Genomic DNA, 17586 nt, shown 5'->3' with positions numbered 1-17586 from the left:
GCTGTCTCCGGAAAGGCGAAGTATCAGGCCCCCGGTGCCGCGCCCACCTTTACCATGACCGCATGGGTCCGCGGTGGCTACGAGGCGCGGTTGCGTCGTGCGTGGTCGCGGTCCTGCTGGGGGCGCCCATATCGCCGTCTGGGCCGGCGGCGCCGATCGGCCCCCGGGTCGTCGGTGTCGCACCCGTGTACTGTCTCAACGCGATGCTGGACGGCTACGGCGACTCTGCGGCCGGTTGGAGTGGTGGCGACTCGACCTGGACGACACCGCTGCCCGGCGACCGCGAACTATTCGCCTTTTCCGATACCTTCCTCGCGGTCACGGTCACGGCTGCCGCGCACGGCGCCGGCCGTCCCGGCGACGCGCCATTCGTGCACAACTCGTTCGTCGTACGCGGCGGCGATGGCCGATTGAGCACCATCGTGGGCGGACGCCCGGATGCGCCCGAATCGTTGCTGGCGCCGGCTGATCCGGGCAGCTGGTACTGGTTGGGGGCCGCGACCTACCTCGGGGGCGCGCTACAGGTGCCGGTGGGTAAGTGGCGGGCCGACGGCGCCGGCCCCTTCGACTGGGAGTTCGCCGGATCGTCGGTGGCGCGCTTCGACCCCGATGATCTGGCCCGCCCGACCTCGGTCACCCGGCTCGGCGATAGCCGGGGCATCCAGTGGGGCCAGTGGGTGGCGCCCGGCCCGGAACACACTTACGTCTACGGGGTGGCGGGCCGTGGTGCCGGCCGGAAGCTACACGTCGCACGTATTGCGGGAACCGATCTGCGCGATCGGCTGGAGTACTACGACGGACGTGGCTGGCGGCGCGCTGACGCCACCGGGGAGGGGAGGTCGGTACCGATCGCGACCGGCGTGTCGGGTGAGCTCTCCGTTCACCTGCTGCGCCGGGGTCTGTACCTGCTCGTCACCACCGAGGGCGGGCCCGGATTGTCCGATCGAATCGTCGGGCGATTCGCCTCGTCTCCGGTCGGTCCATTCGGCCCGCCGCGGCTGCTGTACCGCACCCCGGAGACCGGTGCCGCTGGCAGCTTCGGGGACCCCGACGTCTACACCTACAACGCTCATGCCCATCCAGAGTTCTCCACCCGGCGCGAGGTGGTCATCTCCTACAACGTCAACAGTATCGACACCGCCGTCGGCGGCGACGTCTACCGCGACCGGCGGATCTATCGCCCGCGATTCATCAAGGTCACGCTGGCGGGGCCGACCGGCGGAGCCCCGGCTCGGCCGGTGTGTCGCTGACCGGCGGCCGCTGCGGCAAACACCGCCCCGAAAAACGGGAATGGCCGGAGCGAATTATCGCTCCGGCCGCTCCCGGCAACTGTGCTCGTTAACTCAGCGCGCCAATGGCCTGCAGATAGTCGTACTGCTGGATGCCGCTGACGACACCGACGGGGACACTGACAACGGCGCCGCCGATGATCGCTCCGGTGCCGCCGAAGGTTGCGGCGCCCACGAGGCAGCCGAGGGCCGCCGCGGCCGGGCTGACCGCAGTGCCGACGACGGTCGCGGCGGAGGTGAGACCGAGGGTGACCGCACCGACCGGGCAGCCGACGACGAGCCCGCCCACCCCGCCGACCATGGCGCCGATCGCATAGGCGAAGCCGAAGTTGGTCGACACCTTGCTGATCGAGCTTTCGATGGCGGCGGTCTTCTCAGACTGGGTCATCTTCTTCGGCTGCGGGGCGCCTTCCGCCGGGGTCGCCGCCGCGGCCATACCCGGCCGCAGCGGATTTGCCGGGCCACGCAACGCGGCGGGCACCTCCGTCGCCGGCTTGGGGCCCTGCACCCGCGGGTCACCGAAGACGGTCTTCCCCGAGGGATCGGCGACACCGAACCGGCCCTGCGACGACTTGAGTGTTCCCCAGGGCGTGTCGAACTGGGCCGCGCCCGTCTGGGAGTCGCCGGTGTAGGTGACTCCGGGGGCGATGCCGGCGGTGACCCGATACGGATTCGTCGGTGCGGGGTGCGCGGGCTTGACGGGCGCGGCGTTGGCCATTCCGGTTCCGAGCGCGAGGGCGCCACCGGTCAGAGCTGTTGCGGCCATTCCCTTGACCAAGTTGCTTTTCATCGAATGACTCTCTTTCGTGAATCCGGCAATACGTCGAAATGCGGTGAACCGGGCGCTGATGAACCGATTTGGCGCCGTTGCCAAGTGTGGCCCTACGGTTACGACCAGGATGCTTAACCTGTCGTGAGTATTGGTTTATCAATCCGTGATGCCGAGCGCAAATGCTGGCGATGCCCCACTGGTCCGGTACGAATCGGGCGCGTATGTACAGTTCAGGTTAACTCGTGTTACGGAGAAGCCGGACCTTCTGGAATTGTCAACGAATCACGTGATTGTGGTGACAAGGCGAAACGTTGGGGAAATTGTGCGGTGACAAAGCGGCAGCCCCCAGCATAGTCCTGGTGTGACCTATTTCACAGCCGGGGTTACGTTCGGTGCCGGCTCCGCCGAGGCAGAAGCAGCGGCGTCGAGTTCGAACGGGATTTCCCCGCGTAACACTCGGTTGGCGCGACTTGCGTCGATTGTCCGGGTCCAGGTGCCGATCAGCAGCGTGCCGACGGCATTGCCGGAGAAGTTCGTCAGCGCTCGCGCCTCGGACATGAAGCGGTCGACGCCGACGATCACCGCCACGCCGTCGAGAAGGTCGGGCCGGTGTGCCTGCAGTCCGCCGGCCAGGGTGGCCAGCCCGGCGCCGGTGACCCCGGCGGCACCCTTGGACGCGATCATCATGAATACCAACAGGCCCAACTGTTCGCCGAAGGACATCGGAGAGCCGGCGGCGTCGGCAATGAACAACGATGCCATCGTCAGATAGATTGCGGTGCCGTCGAGATTGAACGAGTAACCGGTGGGCACGACGATCCCGACCGTCGACGTGGAGACCCCCATGTGTTCCATCTTCGCGATCAGCGATGGCAGCGCGGGTTCGGACGAGGATGTCGCGACGATCAGCAGGTACTCGCGGGCAAGATAGCGCGCCAGCCGGAAGATCGAGAATCCGGTCACCGCCCGCAGCAGCAGGCCGAGCACGACGAAGACGAACAGGAAGCACGTCGCGTAGAACGCGAGGACGAAGACGAATAGTTCGCGCACCGCCGACCAGCCCGTCTGCGACACGACCCCGGCGATGGCACCAAATGCGCCGATCGGCGCGGTCCACAGCACCATCGCCAGCACGCGGAAGACCAACTTCTGGAAAAAGCTCACCGCCCTGAGGATCGGCTCGCCGTCTTTGCCGAGGGCCTGAATGGCGAAGCCGACCAGCAGTGCGACGAACAGCGCCTGCAAGACCTGGCCCGACGTCAGGGCCGAGACCAGCGTGTCCGGGACGATGCCCTGGAGGAAGTCGATCGTCCCGCCGGCCTGGTGTGCCTTACCGGCGAGTTCGGCGGCCTTCGCCGCGTCCGGCTTGAGATCCAGGCCGGTGCCCGGCTTGAGCAGATTCCCGACGAGGAGGCCGACCGCAAGCGCCGCAGTCGACATGACCAGGAAATACACGAACGCCAGGCCGCCGACCTTGCCGACGGTCGCCGCTTTGCGCACCGATCCGATACCGATCACGATCGTGCAGAAGATGACCGGCGCGATCATCATCTTGATGAGGTTCACGAACATCGTGCCCAGGAACGCGACCTCTTTGCCGAAGGCCGGTGCGACCAGGCCGACGACCACACCCGCGACGACCCCGACGATGACCATGATGTACAGCCAGTGCGTGCGGTTGCTCTTGGGTTTGGACGGCGTCGGTGGCAACTGTTCGAGTTCGAGGGCCATGGGACTCCTGTCTACTGAGGTTCGGCCCCGTCGTAACGCTGGGCGCGCAACGATCGGGCGACACTGTCGCGGCCCTCGAGGATGAGTCGCCGCAACGCGGGCGGGTGGTCGCCGGCGAGGAAGGAATCCGCGCGTGCGAGCCCGGCCTCGCTGATGTCCCAGCCAGGGTAAAGGCCGACGACCACCGTTTGGGCGACTTCGCTCGATCGCCGATCCCACACCTCGGCGACGGTGGCGAAGTACCGGTCCGCGTACGGCGCGAGCACCTCCTGCTGGCCGGGCCGGACGAAGCCTTCGGCGATCGCCCGCACGGTGACGTTCGGCAGCGAATCGTCGATCATCGCCGCCTCCCAGGCCGCCGCCTTGGCCTCGGTCGTGGGTTGGGCGACGCGCGCCGCCTGCGCGTTGCGGTGGCCGGCCGCGGTCGGGTCCCGCACCAGCTCGGCACCGATGGCGGCGTCGTCGATGACACCGGCGGCCGCCAGCGCCTTCACAATGCGCCAGCGCAGATCGGTATCGACGGCCAGGCCGGCCAGCGCGTGTGACGCGGGGTCGTCGCCGTCGAGGAGCCCGCGCAGGACGGCGTGCTGCGCGCCGAAAGTCACGCCGGTCAGCAGGGTGTTGAGGAAACCGAGCTGATGGTCCGACCCCGGCTCGGCGGTGCGGGCCAAGTCCAGCAGACGCGCGGCGAACGCCGGCCAGCCCGTCGTGCTGGCCCATCCGGGGTCCGCATAGGAGTCCAGTGCGGTGGTCGCCTGCAGCAGCACCCGCTGCACCACGCCGATTTCGGTCTCGGCGGCGATCCCGCGTGACACGAGGCCGACGAAGTCGCGTGCGGTCATCTCGGCCTGGCGCGTCATCTCCCAGGTTGCGGACCAGATCAGGGTTCGGGGCATCGGATCGGCGATATCGCCGATCCGCGCGGTGGCCACCCGCAACGAGTCGGGATCCAGCCGGATCGACGCGTAGGTGAGGTCGTCGTCGTTGAGGAGGACGAGTTCGCCGGCGTCGACGCCGACCAGGTCGGCGACCTCGGTTCGTCCGCCGTCGACGTCGAGTTCGACGACCGAGCGCCGGATCAGCCGGCCGTCCTCGCCGGATCCGTAGACGCCGACCTTCATCCGGTGCACGCGCGTCTCGCCAGCACCGGGGGCCGCGCCCTCCTGAATGACGGTGAAGCGGGTGAAGGTCCCGTCGGCGCCGATCGCGAAGTCGGGGCGCATGATGTTGATGCCCGTGGTCTTGAGCCATTGCGCACCCCAGCCGGACAGGTCGCGGCCCGACGAGCGTTCCAGCGCGGTCAACAGATCGTCGAAGGTCGCGTTGCCGAATTTATGGGCCGCGAAATAGTCACGCAGCCCGGCCAAGAAGGGTTCGAGGCCGACATAGGCGACGAGTTGCTTGAGTACCGACGCACCCTTGGCGTAGGTGATGCCGTCGAAGTTGACCTCCACGGCGGCGATGTCGGGGATGTCGGCGGCGACCGGATGGGTCGACGGCAGCTGATCCTGCCGGTACGCCCAGGACTTCTCGACATTGGCGAAGGTGGTCCACGCCCCGGTGTATTCCGTCGCCTCGGCCTGGCACAGCACCGATGCGAAGGTGGCGAAGGACTCGTTGAGCCACAGATCGTCCCACCAGCGCATGGTGACCAGGTCGCCGAACCACATGTGCGCCATTTCGTGCAGCACGGTCTCCGCGCGTCGCTCGTAGAGGTAGCCGGTGACGCGTGAACGGAAGACGTAGTCCTCCAGGAACGTCACCGCACCCGCGTTCTCCATCGCGCCGGCGTTGAACTCGGGCACGAACAGCTGGTCGTACTTGCCGAAGGCGTACGGGATCCCGAAGTTGCGGTGGTAGAAGCCGAAGCCCTGCTTGGTCTCGGTGAAGAGGCGCGGCGCGTCCATGTGTTCGGCGAGCGATTCGCGGCAGAACAGGCCGAGGTCGATGGTGCCGTGCTCATCGGTGTAGGTGTCGGTCCAGCGTCGGTAGGGGCCGGCGATCAATGCGACGAGATAGGTGCTGAGCAGGGGAGTGGTCGAGAAGACGTGGGTGATACCGCCGTCGCCGTTGGTCGTGGTCGAACTCGTCGCACCGTTGGAGATCACCTGCCAGTCAGCCGGAGCGGTCACGGCGACGTCGAAGACCGCCTTCACGTCGGGCTGGTCGAAGCAGGCGAACATCCGCTTGGCGTCGGCGGTTTCGAACTGTGAATAGAGGTAGACCGCACCGTCGGCGGGATCGGTGAAGCGGTGCAGACCCTCGCCGGTGTTGGAGTAGGCGCAATCGGCGAGGACGACGAGTTCGTTGCGCGCGGCCAGGTCCGGCAGGGCCAGGCCGGCTTCCTCGTCGTACCCGTCGACGACGAGCGGCGCGCCGTTCAGCGTTGCTGAGATCAGCTGCGGGGCAACAAGATCGACGAAGGTCTGTGAGCCAGGCTCGGCGCCGAAGGTGATCGTGGTCGTCGAGCGGAAGGTCTCCTCGCCCGGCCGTCCCGTCCCGTCGGTCAGATCGAGATCGATCCGGTAGGCGACGTCGGCCAGGAGGGCGCGTCGAGCGGCGGCTTGGTCTCGGGTCAGATTCGGCTCAGTCACGCGTTAGAGGGTAGCCGCGGGCCAGGGTGGGCGGGGAACTCCGGGCGCCGCGGAGTACAACAGAGGGCATGACCAATCGCGTTGACTTCTGGTTCGACCCGCTGTGCCCCTGGTGCTGGATCACGTCTCGCTGGGTGCTGGAGGCGCAGCAGGTACGGCCCATCGACGTGGACTTCCACATCATGAGCCTGGCCGTGCTCAACGAGGGCAAAGACATTCCCGATGCGTACCGCGAGATGCTCAAGGATGCGTGGCGGCCGGTCCGGGTGCTCGCCGCGGCCGCCGCCGACCGGGGAGCGCAGGTGCTTGCCCCCCTCTACACCGCGATGGGCACACAGATCCACAACGAGGGCAACAAAGACTTCGATGCGGTGATCGGCGGCGCGCTCGCCGAGGTCGGGCTGCCCGCCGAGCTGGCCTCGGCCGCCGGCTCCACCGACTACGACGAGGAGATCCGCGAGAGCCACCACGCGGGCATGGACCAGGTTGGCGACGACGTCGGCACTCCGACGATCCATGTCAACGGCGTCGCCTTCTTCGGCCCGGTCCTGTCGCGCATCCCACGCGGGGAGGATGCCGGCACGTTGTGGGACGGTGTTGTCGCCCTTGCCGCGAACCCGCACTTCTTCGAGTTGAAGCGCACCCGCACCGAGGAGCCGGCGTTCGACTGAGCGGTTTACGGCTTCGTCTGCGACACCATCCCGTTGGGCAGGAATCCGGCGGGCACGGCCGCCGGATTCGGCGGCGGCGGCAGGATCGGCACCGCGTTGCCGCTGCCGACATCGCGGGTGATCGTCTTCGGTCGCAACCACAGGGCCCCCGATTTGGTGCGGTCGCGCAGGGCCGCGGCGCGCCAGGTGAGAACCGGGTGGCTCGACAGTGCGTTGACGAAATGCACGAACGGGCCGCGCTCCTGGGTGGCGCGGTCGGCATACTGATTGAAGTCGACTGCGGACAACAGGTATTTGCCCGCGGACAGGGCGCCGATCACGCCCGGCGATCCGGAGGGCTGGGTGTAGTAGCCGTAGTTGTCGGCGGTGTACTCCTGCGCCCGGGACAGGGCACTGCCCAGTACGGGGATGCGCATACCCAGCGCGGAGCCCAATTGTCGCCAATACGACACGTGCCCCGCGGCGATGTGGCCGATCTCGTGGCCGATGATGAACCGCAGTGCATCGGGGTCTCGGGCCTGCCCGCCGATCTCGAAGAGATCGCTGTAGACGACGACGAACCGGCGGAAGCCGTGGCCGGATGCGAAGGCGTTGAGCGTGCCGTTTCCGTTGACGACGTACGCATCGGGGATGTACTCGAGGCCGAAGCGCGCCGCGGCGTCGGCGACCATCTGGTAGGCGTCGCCGAACTGCGTTGGGGTGATCTGGACGCCGTTCACCCGCTGCCTGGCGTAGTTGAAGCCACGCGCGAACGCGAGGAACAGCGGGATCAAGAGGAGCGACAGAATCTGCCAGCTCAGGGAGCCGACCAGCACGATCCGGATGATGACCAGGTAGCTGAGGACGGTGACTGCGATGATCGCCACCAGCATCGGGATCTCCCAGGGGTGCCGCGCCGGAGCCTGGGCGTAGCGGGACGGCGGAAGCCAGTGTGCGTCGGGCGGTAGTGGCTCTCGTCGAGGGGCCGGGCCGGCCGGGATTCCGGGGACCGATGGGATCGGCGACGACAGACCGGGGGCGTTTGCTGGTTGGACCACGACTCCAAACTATAGTGGCGCCATGCGTGTCTACCTGGGTGCTGACCATGCCGGCTTCGAGTTGAAGAACCGGATCGCCGATCATCTGAGGTCCACCGGCCATGAGGTGGTCGACTGCGGGGCACACGAATACGACGCGCTTGACGACTACCCGGCATTCTGTATCGATGCCGCCAAGCGCACCGTCGCCGATCCGGGCAGCCTGGGGATCGTGCTGGGCGGCAGCGGCAACGGCGAGCAGATCGCCGCGAACAAGGTGCCGGGCGCGCGGTGCGCCCTGGCCTGGAGTGTCGAGACCGCCGAACTGGCTCGTCAGCACAACAACGCCCAGCTGATCGGGATCGGCGGCCGGATGCACACCGAAGCCGAGGCCCTCGCCATTGTCGACGCGTTCGTTGCCACGCCGTGGTCAGGGGAGGCGCGTCACCAGCGCCGGATCGATATTCTCGCCGAATACGAGCGCACCGGCGTCGCCCCCGCCGTGCCCGGTGCCTGAGGGTCACACCCTTCACCGACTGGCCCGGCGCCAACAGCGGCAGTTCGGGGGGCGCCCGGTCGCGTTGAGCAGCCCACAGGGGCGATTCGCCGACGAGGCCGCCGAGCTCGACGGGTGGGTCTTCCACCGTGCGCAAGCGTGGGGCAAGCACCTCCTGCAGGAGTATCGGCCGCCGAATGTGAGTTCGCGCTCCTCGCGGCGCCAGCTGGTTCACATCCACCTCGGCATCTACGGGGCGTTTCACGAGCTGACCGTGCCACCGGGGCCACCGGTCGGGCAGGTGCGGCTGCGGATGGTCGGACACGATGCCGCGGTCGATCTGCGCGGTCCCAATGCGTGTGAGCGCTATACGCCTGAGGATCTCGATGACCTGATTGCCCGACTCGGCCCGGACCCGTTGCGCGGCGACGCCGACCCCGAGCGAGCCCGACGCGCGATTCAGCGGTCGAAGCGGCCGATCGGTGCGCTGCTGATGGATCAGAAGGTCATCGCCGGGATTGGCAATGTCTATCGCGCCGAGGTGCTGTTCCGCGCGGGCATCGACCCGCACCGACCGGGGACGTCGGTCTCCGACGAGGATTTCGACGCCATCTGGGCCGACCTGCTGGCCCTGATGCCGGTCGGCGCGCGACGCGGCCAGATGCATGTCGTCCGGCCCGCGGACGACCACGGATTCCCGTCCTACCGGCCTGATCGACCGCGCACCTATGTGTATCGGCGCGTGGGGGAGCCGTGCCGGATCTGTGGTGCGCCCGTCGCGCACGAAGTCATGGAAGGTCGGAACCTCTTCTGGTGTCCGTCCTGTCAGGCTTGACGAAGGGGAAGCTCAAGGTGGATCGGATCGGGACGTGCAGGAGCATCATCAGCAGGCGGTCAACCCCGACACCGAGTCCTCCGGTGGGCGGCATGCCGTAGCCCAGGGCCCGGACGAAATCCTCGTCGAGGGCCATCGCCTCGGGGTCCCCGCCCGCTGCGGCCAGCGATTGCTCGACCAGCCGCTGACGCTGGTCGATCGGATCGGTCAACTCCGAATACGCCGTCGCCAACTCGGAGCCGAAGGTCACCAGATCCCACTGCTGGGTCAGGCGGGGATCGTCGGCGTGCGGTCGTGCCAGCGGTGAGACCTCGATCGGGAAGTCGAAATAGAACGTCGGTCGCTGAGTCTGCTTCTCCACCAGAGTCTCGTACAGCTTCATGATCAGCTGACCCGCCGTGGCGCCGTCGCCGTACTCGACGCCGTGCGCGGCGCACACCTGCGCCACCTCGCCGGCGTGGGTGTCCGGGGTGAGTGCGGTTCCGGTGGCGCGCGAGACGGCGCGGTGCACGGTGATCTGGGGCCAGTCGTCGGCCAGATCGACGCCAACGCCGTCGCGGTACACGACCGCCGTCCCGTTGACCGCCACCGCTGCGGCCACGACGAGTTCGTGGACCAGCGTCGCCATCGTGTGGTAGTCGGCGTGGGCTTGATAAACCTCCAGCGACGTGAATTCTGGATTGTGGGTCGCGTCGACGCCCTCGTTGCGGAAGTTGCGGCCCAACTCGAATATCTTCGGCAGTCCCGCGACGGCCAGCCGCTTCAGGAAGAGTTCGGGCGCGATGCGCAGCGACAGCCGCATGTCGTAGGCGTTGATGTGCGTCGTGAACGGCCGGGCCGCGGCGCCACCGTGGACGGTCTGCAAGATCGGTGTCTCCACCTCCAAGAAGCCCTTGTCCTGCAGCGTTCGGCGCACGGCGGCGACGCCGCGGGAACGTTTGATGAGGAGGTCGGTCGCGCCGGTCGTGGTCAGCAGATCCAGCGTGCGGTCGCGGGCACGCACCTCGTCGGACAGGCGTGTTCCCGCCGCGGGAATGGGGTGCAGGCATTTGGCGGCCAGCTGCCAGTGGTCCACGCGCAGCGACAGTTCGCCGGTCAGGCTGGTGCAGACTTCGCCGGTGGCGCTGATGAGGTCGCCGACGTCCACCCCCGCGCGTAGCGCCCGATGCGCGGGTGACGACGCATCGTCGGAGAGCAGCTGAAGCCGCGCCCCGCCCTCCTCGACATCGACGAAGACGAGGCCGCCGAAGTCGCGAACGGCGCGCGCCCGCCCCACGACGGACACAGTCTTGCCGGTGTGGGTGCCGGCCGCGAGTCCGGTGTACTCCTCGACGAGGCACCCGATATCGGTGTCGCGTGGGACCGCGAGCGGGTGGGCCGGCATCCCCAGCCCCTCGAGGGTGGCGCGCTTGGCCAGCCGGGCGCGATGCTGATCGCCGCGCCGCGGCTCACGGGTCGCGCGACAGCGGGCGGCCCGTTCGATGCCGGCGACCGCGGCGAGGAACTCGGCGTCGTCACGCACCTCCTGGTCCTTGGGGACGCCGGGGCCGGTGAGGAACGCCGGACCGAGTTTGGGCAGGAAGCCCTCGGCGATGCCGCTGGCGATCGAGGCCCGCAGCACACTCAGCGGCGGCTGGTAGCACAGCACCCGGGGGATCCAGGTCGGCTGGTACTTCTGGTTGGACCGGTACAGCTGCTCGAGTTGGTAGAACCGCGACGCGAAGCCGAGCAGCGCGTCGGTCCCGCGGGTGATCGGCCCGGCGCCGACGCGGTCGGCGTTGGCGTAGACCGACCGGAACATGGCGAAGTTCAACGAGATCCGGTCGATTCCCGTCTGCCCGCAGCGGTCGACGAGGCCGGCCACCATGAACTCGATGATGCCGTTCTCGCCGGCCCGATCGCGGCGCATCAGGTCCAGTGAAACTCCGCGGCTGCCCCACGGGACGAACGACAGCAGTCCGCGGATCGTGCCGCCCGCGTCGTGGGCTGTCACCAGCAGGCAGTCGCCGTCGACGGGGTCGCCGAGCCGGTTGAGTGCCATCGAGAAGCCGCGTTCGACATCCTCGCCGCGCCAGCGCTCCGCCACCTCGGCGATCTCCGCGGCCTCGGCCGCGCCCAGTTCACCGTGCCGGCGCACGCGCACGGTGTATCCGGCAGCGGTGACGCGGTTGACCGCCTGGCGGACCGGCTTCATCGCTGGGCCGCGGAGCGTGAACTGGTCGACGTCGATGATGGCCTCGTCGCCCATGTCCAGGGTGCGTAGCCCGGCGTCGCGATAGGCGCGTGCCCCGTCGGCGCTGGCGGCGATGACTGCCGCGTGGACACTGTGCTCCCGGCAGTTCTGCAACCAGGTGGTGATCGCCGCCGACCAGGAGTTGCGGTCGCCGATCGGGTCGGCGCTGGCGACACTCACGCTTCCGATCACCCGGAACAGGATGGCCGCGCTTCTATCGGCGGAGAACACCACCGACTTGTCGCGCCGGGTCGCAAAGTAGCCGAGCGAATCGTCGTCGCCGTGGGCGGCTAGCAGTCGGCGCACCTGCAGTTCGTCCTCGCGGCTGAGGAACTGGTTGGCGTGGTTGGCGCGGGAGAGCACCAGGACGCCCAGCAGCAGTGCGGCGGCCGATGCCGCTCCGGCGAGGGCGAAGACCCAATGGTGCCCGATATGGCCGGTGAAATAGGGCGAGTGTGTTGAGACATGGTCGCCGACCGTCGCCATCGCCGCCCAGCGCACCTTCTCCCGGGTGCCGACCAGGGTGTGGGGGAAGGCGAAGGTCAAGCCCAGCGTCAACAGGAAGGACAGGGCCATTCCGCCGACGACGACGCCCAGCGCGGTCGGGATCGATCGCCGGGCGAGGCGCGCGGTGAAGGCGCGGTACGAGCACGCCACCACCACAAAGGAGATGGTGCCGACGATCAGCGCCGTCCAGGCGAAGGCCGGTGACTCATGCCAACTGTCGTAGAGGCGATAGTCGTGCCGGTGGTCTCGGTGGGCGCGCACGACGAGGGTGACCAGGCCGGCCAGGTTCACCGCCATCACGGCGACCAGTGCGCCGTAGGCCAGCCGGAAGCGGCGGCGCACCGCGCCGGCGAGCAGGAACACCAGGCAGGCGACGTAGAGACTTCGATCGGCCGGAAAGCCCAGCACCCCGATGGCGTCGGCCACGTAGCCGATCGGGCGCCAGTCGTGGGTGAGGATCTCGATCACCGACACCGCGCCGGCAATCATCAGAAGGCGGCTGGCGGCGGTTGCGACGGCATCGGCGCCGCGCCGACTGACGATCACCGCGCAGTCCCTGAATGTCCGTAGGCCATGGCGTGAGTATCGCCACTCAGACTTTGAGCAGGCTGAGGACGGCGGCCGGGGTCAGCGGATGCCCGGCGACGATGCACTGAGCCGGGCCTTCCGAAGAAGGCCCGGCTCATCGACGTGTCAATCGGCTCGGACTACTCGCGCGGGGTGCGCCAGTTGCCGCCGCCGACGGTGCCGCGGACGACGATCGGGGTGCGCAGCGGAATGGTGTCGAAGACCCACTTGCCGTTTGCCGTGCTGATGTTGATGCAGCCGTGGCTCGCATTGCTGTTGCCCTGCTGTGCCACCGACCACGGCGCGGCGTGGATGAAGATGCCGTTCCAGGCCATCCGGGTGGCGTACTCGACGAACGTGCGGTAACCCTCGGGCGAGTTCACCGGAACGCCGTACGTGGACGAATCCATGTACATCGAGCGCAGCTTTTCCTGGGTGTAGTAGGTGCCGTTGGGCGTCGGGTGCTTGTTGGTGCCCATCGAGATCGGCATCGACCGGTTATAGGTGCCGTCCTTCCACCAGTAAATGGTGTGGGTGGAGTCGTCGGCGAGCGCGACCCAGCCGGTGCGGCTGGCGACGGCCGGCATCGCCGGCACACCCGGGGTCTGCTCAGCCTGCGGCTCAGGCTTGGGCTTGGGCTTCGGCGGAGCTGGAACACCCGGGATCTCGACTGGGGGGAGACCGGGAATGATTGTGATCGGCGCGGCGTGGGCGGACGCCGGCAGCGCGAACGCAACGGCGAGTGCGCCGGCGAACGCGGCCATCACGCCCTTCACAGCGCTACGCCGAGCATGCTTGGTGGTGCTAAGCATTCTCTTGAAGTCCTTCACTTTGTCGTCAGGGCATTGATGATCACCCTTGGGGGAGGCCCCCATTATGGAGAGTTTCCAATTAGGAGTGTTTTCACCGTTAATCGTTGCACAATCGTTTCATTTGAGCCAACGATTCTTGGTCGCCTGACCCACGACGTGCCGCCCATTCCCAGCTTTAGCTGCCGCTGCCAGCGGGTTTGCGGGCTGTGACGTTTGGCACTCGATTCGGTTCACGTCGCCCGCGCGCCCCGATTTCGGGCGACCTATCGGCCCGTGTACAGTCGTTTCTCGCACGCGGCGATTCCGGCGACCCCGGAACGCTGCCTGCACGCGGGTGTAGCTCAATGGTAGAGCCCTAGTCTTCCAAACTAGCTACGCGGGTTCGATTCCCGTCACCCGCTCTGCAGTGATTCAGACTGCCACGGGATGTGGCGCAGCTTGGTAGCGCATCCGCTTTGGGAGCGGAGGGTCGCAGGTTCAAATCCTGTCATCCCGACAACAACGAGTCACCCACCTACAAGGAGAACGCGCGTGAAAAGCAGCGTGGAGCAGTTGACCCCCACCCGGGTGAAGCTGAACGTCGAGATCCCCTTCGAGGAACTCTCATCCGAGTTCGACCGGGCTTACGCGACGCTGGCCCAGCAGATCCGCATCCCCGGGTTCCGGCCCGGTAAGGCGCCGGCGAAGCTCATCGAGGCCCGGGTCGGGCGCGACACGGTGCTCGCGCAGGTGGTCAACGACGCGCTGCCGGCCAAGTATGGCGAGGCGATCGAGCAGGCCGACGTGAAGGCCATTGGCCAGCCGGACATCGAGCTCGGCGAGCTGGTCGACGGCGAGCCGGTCACCTTCACCGCCGAGGTCGACGTGCGCCCGGAGATTGCGCTGCCGGACTTCTCGGCGCTGGCAGTCACCGTCGATGCACTCAAGTCCGACGAGGAAGCGGTGACCGAGCAGCTCGACGGCCTGCGCGAGCGCTTCGGCACCCTCAAGGCCGTTGACCGCGGCGCGGTCAACGGTGACCATGTGACCCTCGACCTCGAGGCAAACGTCGACGGCAAGCCGGTGCCGGACGCGACCACCGAGGGCCTGTCCCACGAGGTCGGCTCCGGGCAGCTCATCGACGGCCTCGACGAGGCCGTCGTCGGCCTCAAGGCAGGCGAGCAAGCCGAGTTCACGACGAAGCTCGTGGCCGGCGAGTTCGCCGACTCCGATGCGGCCGTCACCGTCAAGGTCAGTGCGGTCAAGGAACGCGAACTGCCGGCGCTCGACGACGATTTCGCCCAGCTGGCCAGCGAGTTCGACACCATCGACGAACTGCGCGATTCGGCGCGCACGCGCGTCGAGCAGTCGAAGAAGATGGAGCAGGCCAACGCCATTCGCGACAAGATTCTCGACGAACTGGTGGCGAAGGTCGACTTCCCGCTACCGGCGTCGATCGTCGACGCCGAGGTGGAGGGCCAGCTCGAAGAGGTTTTGCACAGCATCGGTCACGATGAGGCGATGCTCGAACGGCTACTCGAGGCGCAGGGCACCACGCGGGACGAGTTTGAGACCAACGCCCGCGAGAACGCCGAGCGCGGCGTCCGCATCCAGCTGTTGCTCGACGCCATCGCCGACCAGGAGAAGACCGAGGTCAGCCAGGAAGAGCTGACCCAGCAGATCATCTTCGCCGCGCAGCGCTACGGCATGGCACCCCAGGAGTTCGTGAACCAGTTGCAGCAGGCCGGTCAGATCGGCGCGGTCTACGCCGATGCCCGCCGCAACAAGGCGCTGTCGTCCATCGTGTCCCAGGTGACGGTGACCGATGACCAGGGCGCCACCGTCGACACCACGGAGTTCTTCGGCCCTGCCGAGGATGCCGCGACCCAGGACGCCGCGACCCAGGATGCTGGGGCCGAGGACTCAGGGTCCGCCGCCGAGTAGCGAGTACCACAGATCCATCCGAAGCGCCGAGGGTCGGGACCGCGTCATGGTCTCGCCGTCGGCGCTTCGGACTTTCCCGGCCCGCGTGCCGCGCGTTTAGCTGTAAGCGAATCGGCGTGTTATCGGGATGGGTTGGGGCCGGAGTTTGGTTACTGTCGGTGCAAACACCTTCAGCGAATCCCCGTGACCGCGAGATCTATCCAAAGGTAGGAACATTGAGCACTTCGTCGATCCACACCCCTGCGATGTCGTCGGGCGTCGCCGGCCTGACCTTGAACGACTCGGTCTACGAACGACTGCTGCGCGAACGCATCATCTTCCTCGGGACACAGGTCGACGATGACATCGCCAACCGGCTTTGCGCGCAGATCCTGCTGCTCACCGCCGAGGCGCCGGACAAGGACATCCAGTTCTACATCAACTCGCCGGGCGGCTCGGTGAGCGCTGGCATGGCCATCTTCGACACCATGCAATTGTCTCCGTGTGACATCTCCACCTATGCGATGGGCATGGCTGCGTCGATGGGGCAGTTCCTGCTGACCGCTGGCACCAAGGGTAAGCGTCACGCCCTGCCACACGCGCGGATCATGATGCACCAGCCGTCGGCGGGTATCGGCGGAACTGCCGCGGACATTGCCATTCAGGCTGAGCAGTTCTCGGCTACCAAAAAGGAGATGAACCTCCTCAACGCCGAGCACACCGGCCAGACGCTGGAGAAGATCGAAGCAGATTCCGATCGCGACAAGTGGTTCCGGGCCGAAGACGCCAAGAAGTACGGTCTCGTCGACCACGTCGTCACGTCGCTCTAGCCGCGATCATCCACCACCACCGACCTCGGAAAAGGGCCTTCATGAGCAACCAGAACACCGCCACCGCCGCGCAGGCATACCGGGACCTGCGGGCGCGCTACATCCTGCCGAGCTTCATCGAGCAGACCCCCACCGGGCACCGTCAGTACGACCCGTACGCCAAGCTTTTCGAAGAGCGCATCGTCTTCGTCGGCACACCCATCGACCAGACCGTGGCCAATGACGTGATGGCGCAGCTGCTGGTCCTGGAGAGCCAGGACCCCGACCGCGACATCACGATGTACATCAACTCGCCGGGCGGCAGTGTGCCGGACATGCTCGCCATCTACGACACGATGCAGTACGTGCACTGCGACATCATGACCGTCTGCCTCGGCGAGGCGGCGTCGGCGGCCGCGATTCTGCTCGCGGGCGGCACCCCCGGCAAGCGGGCGGCGCTGCCGAACGCCACCATCCTGATCCACCAGCCGCGCACCGGCGGCGCCTACCAGGGCCAGGTGTCCGACCTGGAGATCCAGGCCGCCGAGATCGAGCGCATCCGCAGGCGGCTCGACGAGATCCTGGCCGGGCATACCGGCCAGACGCCCGAGAAGATTCGCGTCGACACCGACCGCGACAACATCCTCACGGCCGAGCAGGCGAAGGAGTACGGGATCATCGACGAGGTGTTCGGCTACCGCAAGAAGTCGCTCAACAAATAGCCGTAGATCATCGGATTAAGTGGCGACATTCGCCCCAAGTAGCTCGAAGTCGGTCTCCGACGCGGGTACCGTCGGTGTACCGGCGGTGACCGAAGACATAGTGGCCGTCCGCAGGTGCGCGTCAGTGCCGCACCGGATCAGCAGGGAAGTGGGTAGAAATCGATGGCGCGAATCGGAGACGGTGGCGACCTGCTGAAATGCTCGTTCTGCGGGAAGAGTCAGAAGCAGGTGAAGAAGCTCATCGCCGGCCCCGGCGTGTACATCTGTGATGAGTGCATCGACCTGTGCAACGAGATTATCGAGGAAGAGCTCGCCGAGAACAGCGAAGTCAAGCTCGACGAGCTGCCCAAGCCGGTGGAGATCCGCGATTTCCTGGACAACTACGTCATCGGTCAGGATAACGCCAAGCGCATCCTCGCCGTCGCCGTCTACAACCACTACAAGCGGATTCAGGCGGGGGAGAAGAAGGACGCCAAGACCGGCGAGAGTGTGGAGCTCGCGAAGTCGAACATCCTGATGCTGGGCCCGACCGGATGCGGCAAGACCTACCTGGCGCAGACACTGGCCAAGATGCTCAACGTGCCGTTCGCAATCGCTGACGCGACGGCGCTCACCGAGGCCGGCTACGTC

Annotated in this window: 14 protein-coding genes and 2 tRNA genes; 10 read left to right on the top strand and 6 right to left on the bottom strand. The window is 67.1% G+C overall.

The window, feature by feature from the left end:
- Positions 1-62 precede the first annotated feature (62 nt).
- On the top strand, positions 63-1250 hold the full coding sequence (locus B4M62_RS10485; RefSeq protein ID WP_290707416.1) for a hypothetical protein: 1188 nt from the start codon (positions 63-65) through the stop codon (positions 1248-1250).
- 88 nt (positions 1251-1338) lie between these two features.
- Here the strand turns inward: B4M62_RS10485 and B4M62_RS10480 are convergent, their stop codons facing one another.
- The 3 genes from B4M62_RS10480 to pepN form a co-directional block, all read right to left on the bottom strand.
- On the bottom strand, positions 1339-2079 hold the full coding sequence (locus B4M62_RS10480) for a hypothetical protein (RefSeq protein WP_290707414.1): 741 nt from the start codon (positions 2077-2079) through the stop codon (positions 1339-1341).
- Positions 2080-2427: 348 nt separating this feature from the next.
- Complete coding sequence (locus tag B4M62_RS10475) at positions 2428-3792, bottom strand: cation:dicarboxylate symporter family transporter (RefSeq protein ID WP_290707412.1); 1365 nt, start codon at positions 3790-3792, stop codon at positions 2428-2430.
- An 11-nt stretch (positions 3793-3803) separates the two neighbouring features.
- Positions 3804-6386, bottom strand: a complete 2583-nt coding sequence (gene pepN, locus B4M62_RS10470; protein ID WP_290707410.1) for an aminopeptidase N — start codon at positions 6384-6386, stop codon at positions 3804-3806.
- Positions 6387-6454: 68 nt separating this feature from the next.
- Between pepN and B4M62_RS10465 the strand changes: the two genes are divergently transcribed.
- Positions 6455-7057, top strand: a complete 603-nt coding sequence (locus B4M62_RS10465) for a DsbA family protein (protein WP_290707408.1) — start codon at positions 6455-6457, stop codon at positions 7055-7057.
- 5 nt (positions 7058-7062) lie between these two features.
- Here the strand turns inward: B4M62_RS10465 and B4M62_RS10460 are convergent, their stop codons facing one another.
- On the bottom strand, positions 7063-8094 hold the full coding sequence (locus B4M62_RS10460; protein ID WP_290707406.1) for a M48 family metallopeptidase: 1032 nt from the start codon (positions 8092-8094) through the stop codon (positions 7063-7065).
- Positions 8095-8116: 22 nt separating this feature from the next.
- Between B4M62_RS10460 and B4M62_RS10455 the strand changes: the two genes are divergently transcribed.
- A complete protein-coding gene (locus B4M62_RS10455) occupies positions 8117-8590 on the top strand; it encodes a ribose-5-phosphate isomerase (RefSeq protein ID WP_290707404.1) in 474 nt (157 codons plus the stop codon).
- Positions 8583-9404: an Fpg/Nei family DNA glycosylase gene (locus tag B4M62_RS10450; protein WP_290707402.1), complete on the top strand. Its 822-nt coding sequence runs from the start codon at positions 8583-8585 to the stop codon at positions 9402-9404. Before B4M62_RS10455 ends, B4M62_RS10450 begins: the two co-directional genes overlap by 8 nt.
- Here B4M62_RS10450 and lysX read toward each other — a convergent pair.
- Together lysX and B4M62_RS10440 are read right to left on the bottom strand one after the other, a co-directional pair.
- Positions 9358-12690 (bottom strand): bifunctional lysylphosphatidylglycerol synthetase/lysine--tRNA ligase LysX, encoded by a 3333-nt coding sequence (gene lysX / locus B4M62_RS10445; protein WP_290707400.1) that lies wholly within the window; start codon positions 12688-12690, stop codon positions 9358-9360. The genes B4M62_RS10450 and lysX overlap by 47 nt on opposite strands.
- 161 nt (positions 12691-12851) lie before the next feature.
- Positions 12852-13523, bottom strand: coding sequence for a L,D-transpeptidase (locus B4M62_RS10440; RefSeq protein WP_290707397.1), 672 nt, complete (start codon positions 13521-13523; stop codon positions 12852-12854).
- Positions 13524-13853: 330 nt separating this feature from the next.
- Between B4M62_RS10440 and B4M62_RS10435 the strand changes: the two genes are divergently transcribed.
- From B4M62_RS10435 to B4M62_RS10410, 6 genes are all read left to right on the top strand, one after another.
- Positions 13854-13924 (top strand) — tRNA-Gly (locus B4M62_RS10435).
- A 21-nt stretch (positions 13925-13945) separates the two neighbouring features.
- Positions 13946-14019, top strand: a tRNA-Pro gene (locus B4M62_RS10430).
- 35 nt (positions 14020-14054) lie between these two features.
- A complete protein-coding gene (gene tig / locus B4M62_RS10425; RefSeq protein ID WP_290707395.1) occupies positions 14055-15446 on the top strand; it encodes a trigger factor in 1392 nt (463 codons plus the stop codon).
- 215 nt (positions 15447-15661) lie between these two features.
- The gene (locus tag B4M62_RS10420; protein WP_290707393.1) at positions 15662-16255 is read left to right on the top strand and encodes an ATP-dependent Clp protease proteolytic subunit; all 594 of its coding nucleotides are present in this window, start codon (positions 15662-15664) and stop codon (positions 16253-16255) included.
- Positions 16256-16296: 41 nt separating this feature from the next.
- Positions 16297-16956 carry an ATP-dependent Clp protease proteolytic subunit gene (locus tag B4M62_RS10415; RefSeq protein ID WP_290707391.1) on the top strand — a complete coding sequence of 220 codons (660 nt, stop codon included), beginning with the start codon at positions 16297-16299 and terminating at the stop codon, positions 16954-16956.
- A gap of 162 nt (positions 16957-17118) precedes the next feature.
- Positions 17119-17586 (top strand): ClpX C4-type zinc finger protein (locus tag B4M62_RS10410; RefSeq protein WP_290707389.1); only part of this gene is annotated, 468 nt, incomplete at its 3' end.

Source organism: Gordonia sp. UBA5067 (assembly GCF_002414845.1).
GTDB lineage: Bacteria > Actinomycetota > Actinomycetes > Mycobacteriales > Mycobacteriaceae > Gordonia > Gordonia defluvii.
The sequence above is the reverse complement of the archived record's forward strand: the minus strand, read 5'-3'. Positions and strand labels throughout refer to the sequence as shown.

Coding starts and splice junctions, on each gene's coding strand:
- B4M62_RS10485 (WP_290707416.1), top strand. CDS start 63: ATGGGTCCGCGGTGGCTACGAGGCGCGGTTGCGTCGTGCGTGGTCGCG.
- B4M62_RS10475 (WP_290707412.1), bottom strand. CDS start 3,792: ATGGCCCTCGAACTCGAACAGTTGCCACCGACGCCGTCCAAACCCAAG.
- B4M62_RS10465 (WP_290707408.1), top strand. CDS start 6,455: ATGACCAATCGCGTTGACTTCTGGTTCGACCCGCTGTGCCCCTGGTGC.
- B4M62_RS10440 (WP_290707397.1), bottom strand. CDS start 13,523: ATGCTTAGCACCACCAAGCATGCTCGGCGTAGCGCTGTGAAGGGCGTG.
- B4M62_RS10480 (WP_290707414.1), bottom strand. CDS start 2,079: ATGAAAAGCAACTTGGTCAAGGGAATGGCCGCAACAGCTCTGACCGGT.
- B4M62_RS10415 (WP_290707391.1), top strand. CDS start 16,297: ATGAGCAACCAGAACACCGCCACCGCCGCGCAGGCATACCGGGACCTG.
- B4M62_RS10455 (WP_290707404.1), top strand. CDS start 8,117: ATGCGTGTCTACCTGGGTGCTGACCATGCCGGCTTCGAGTTGAAGAAC.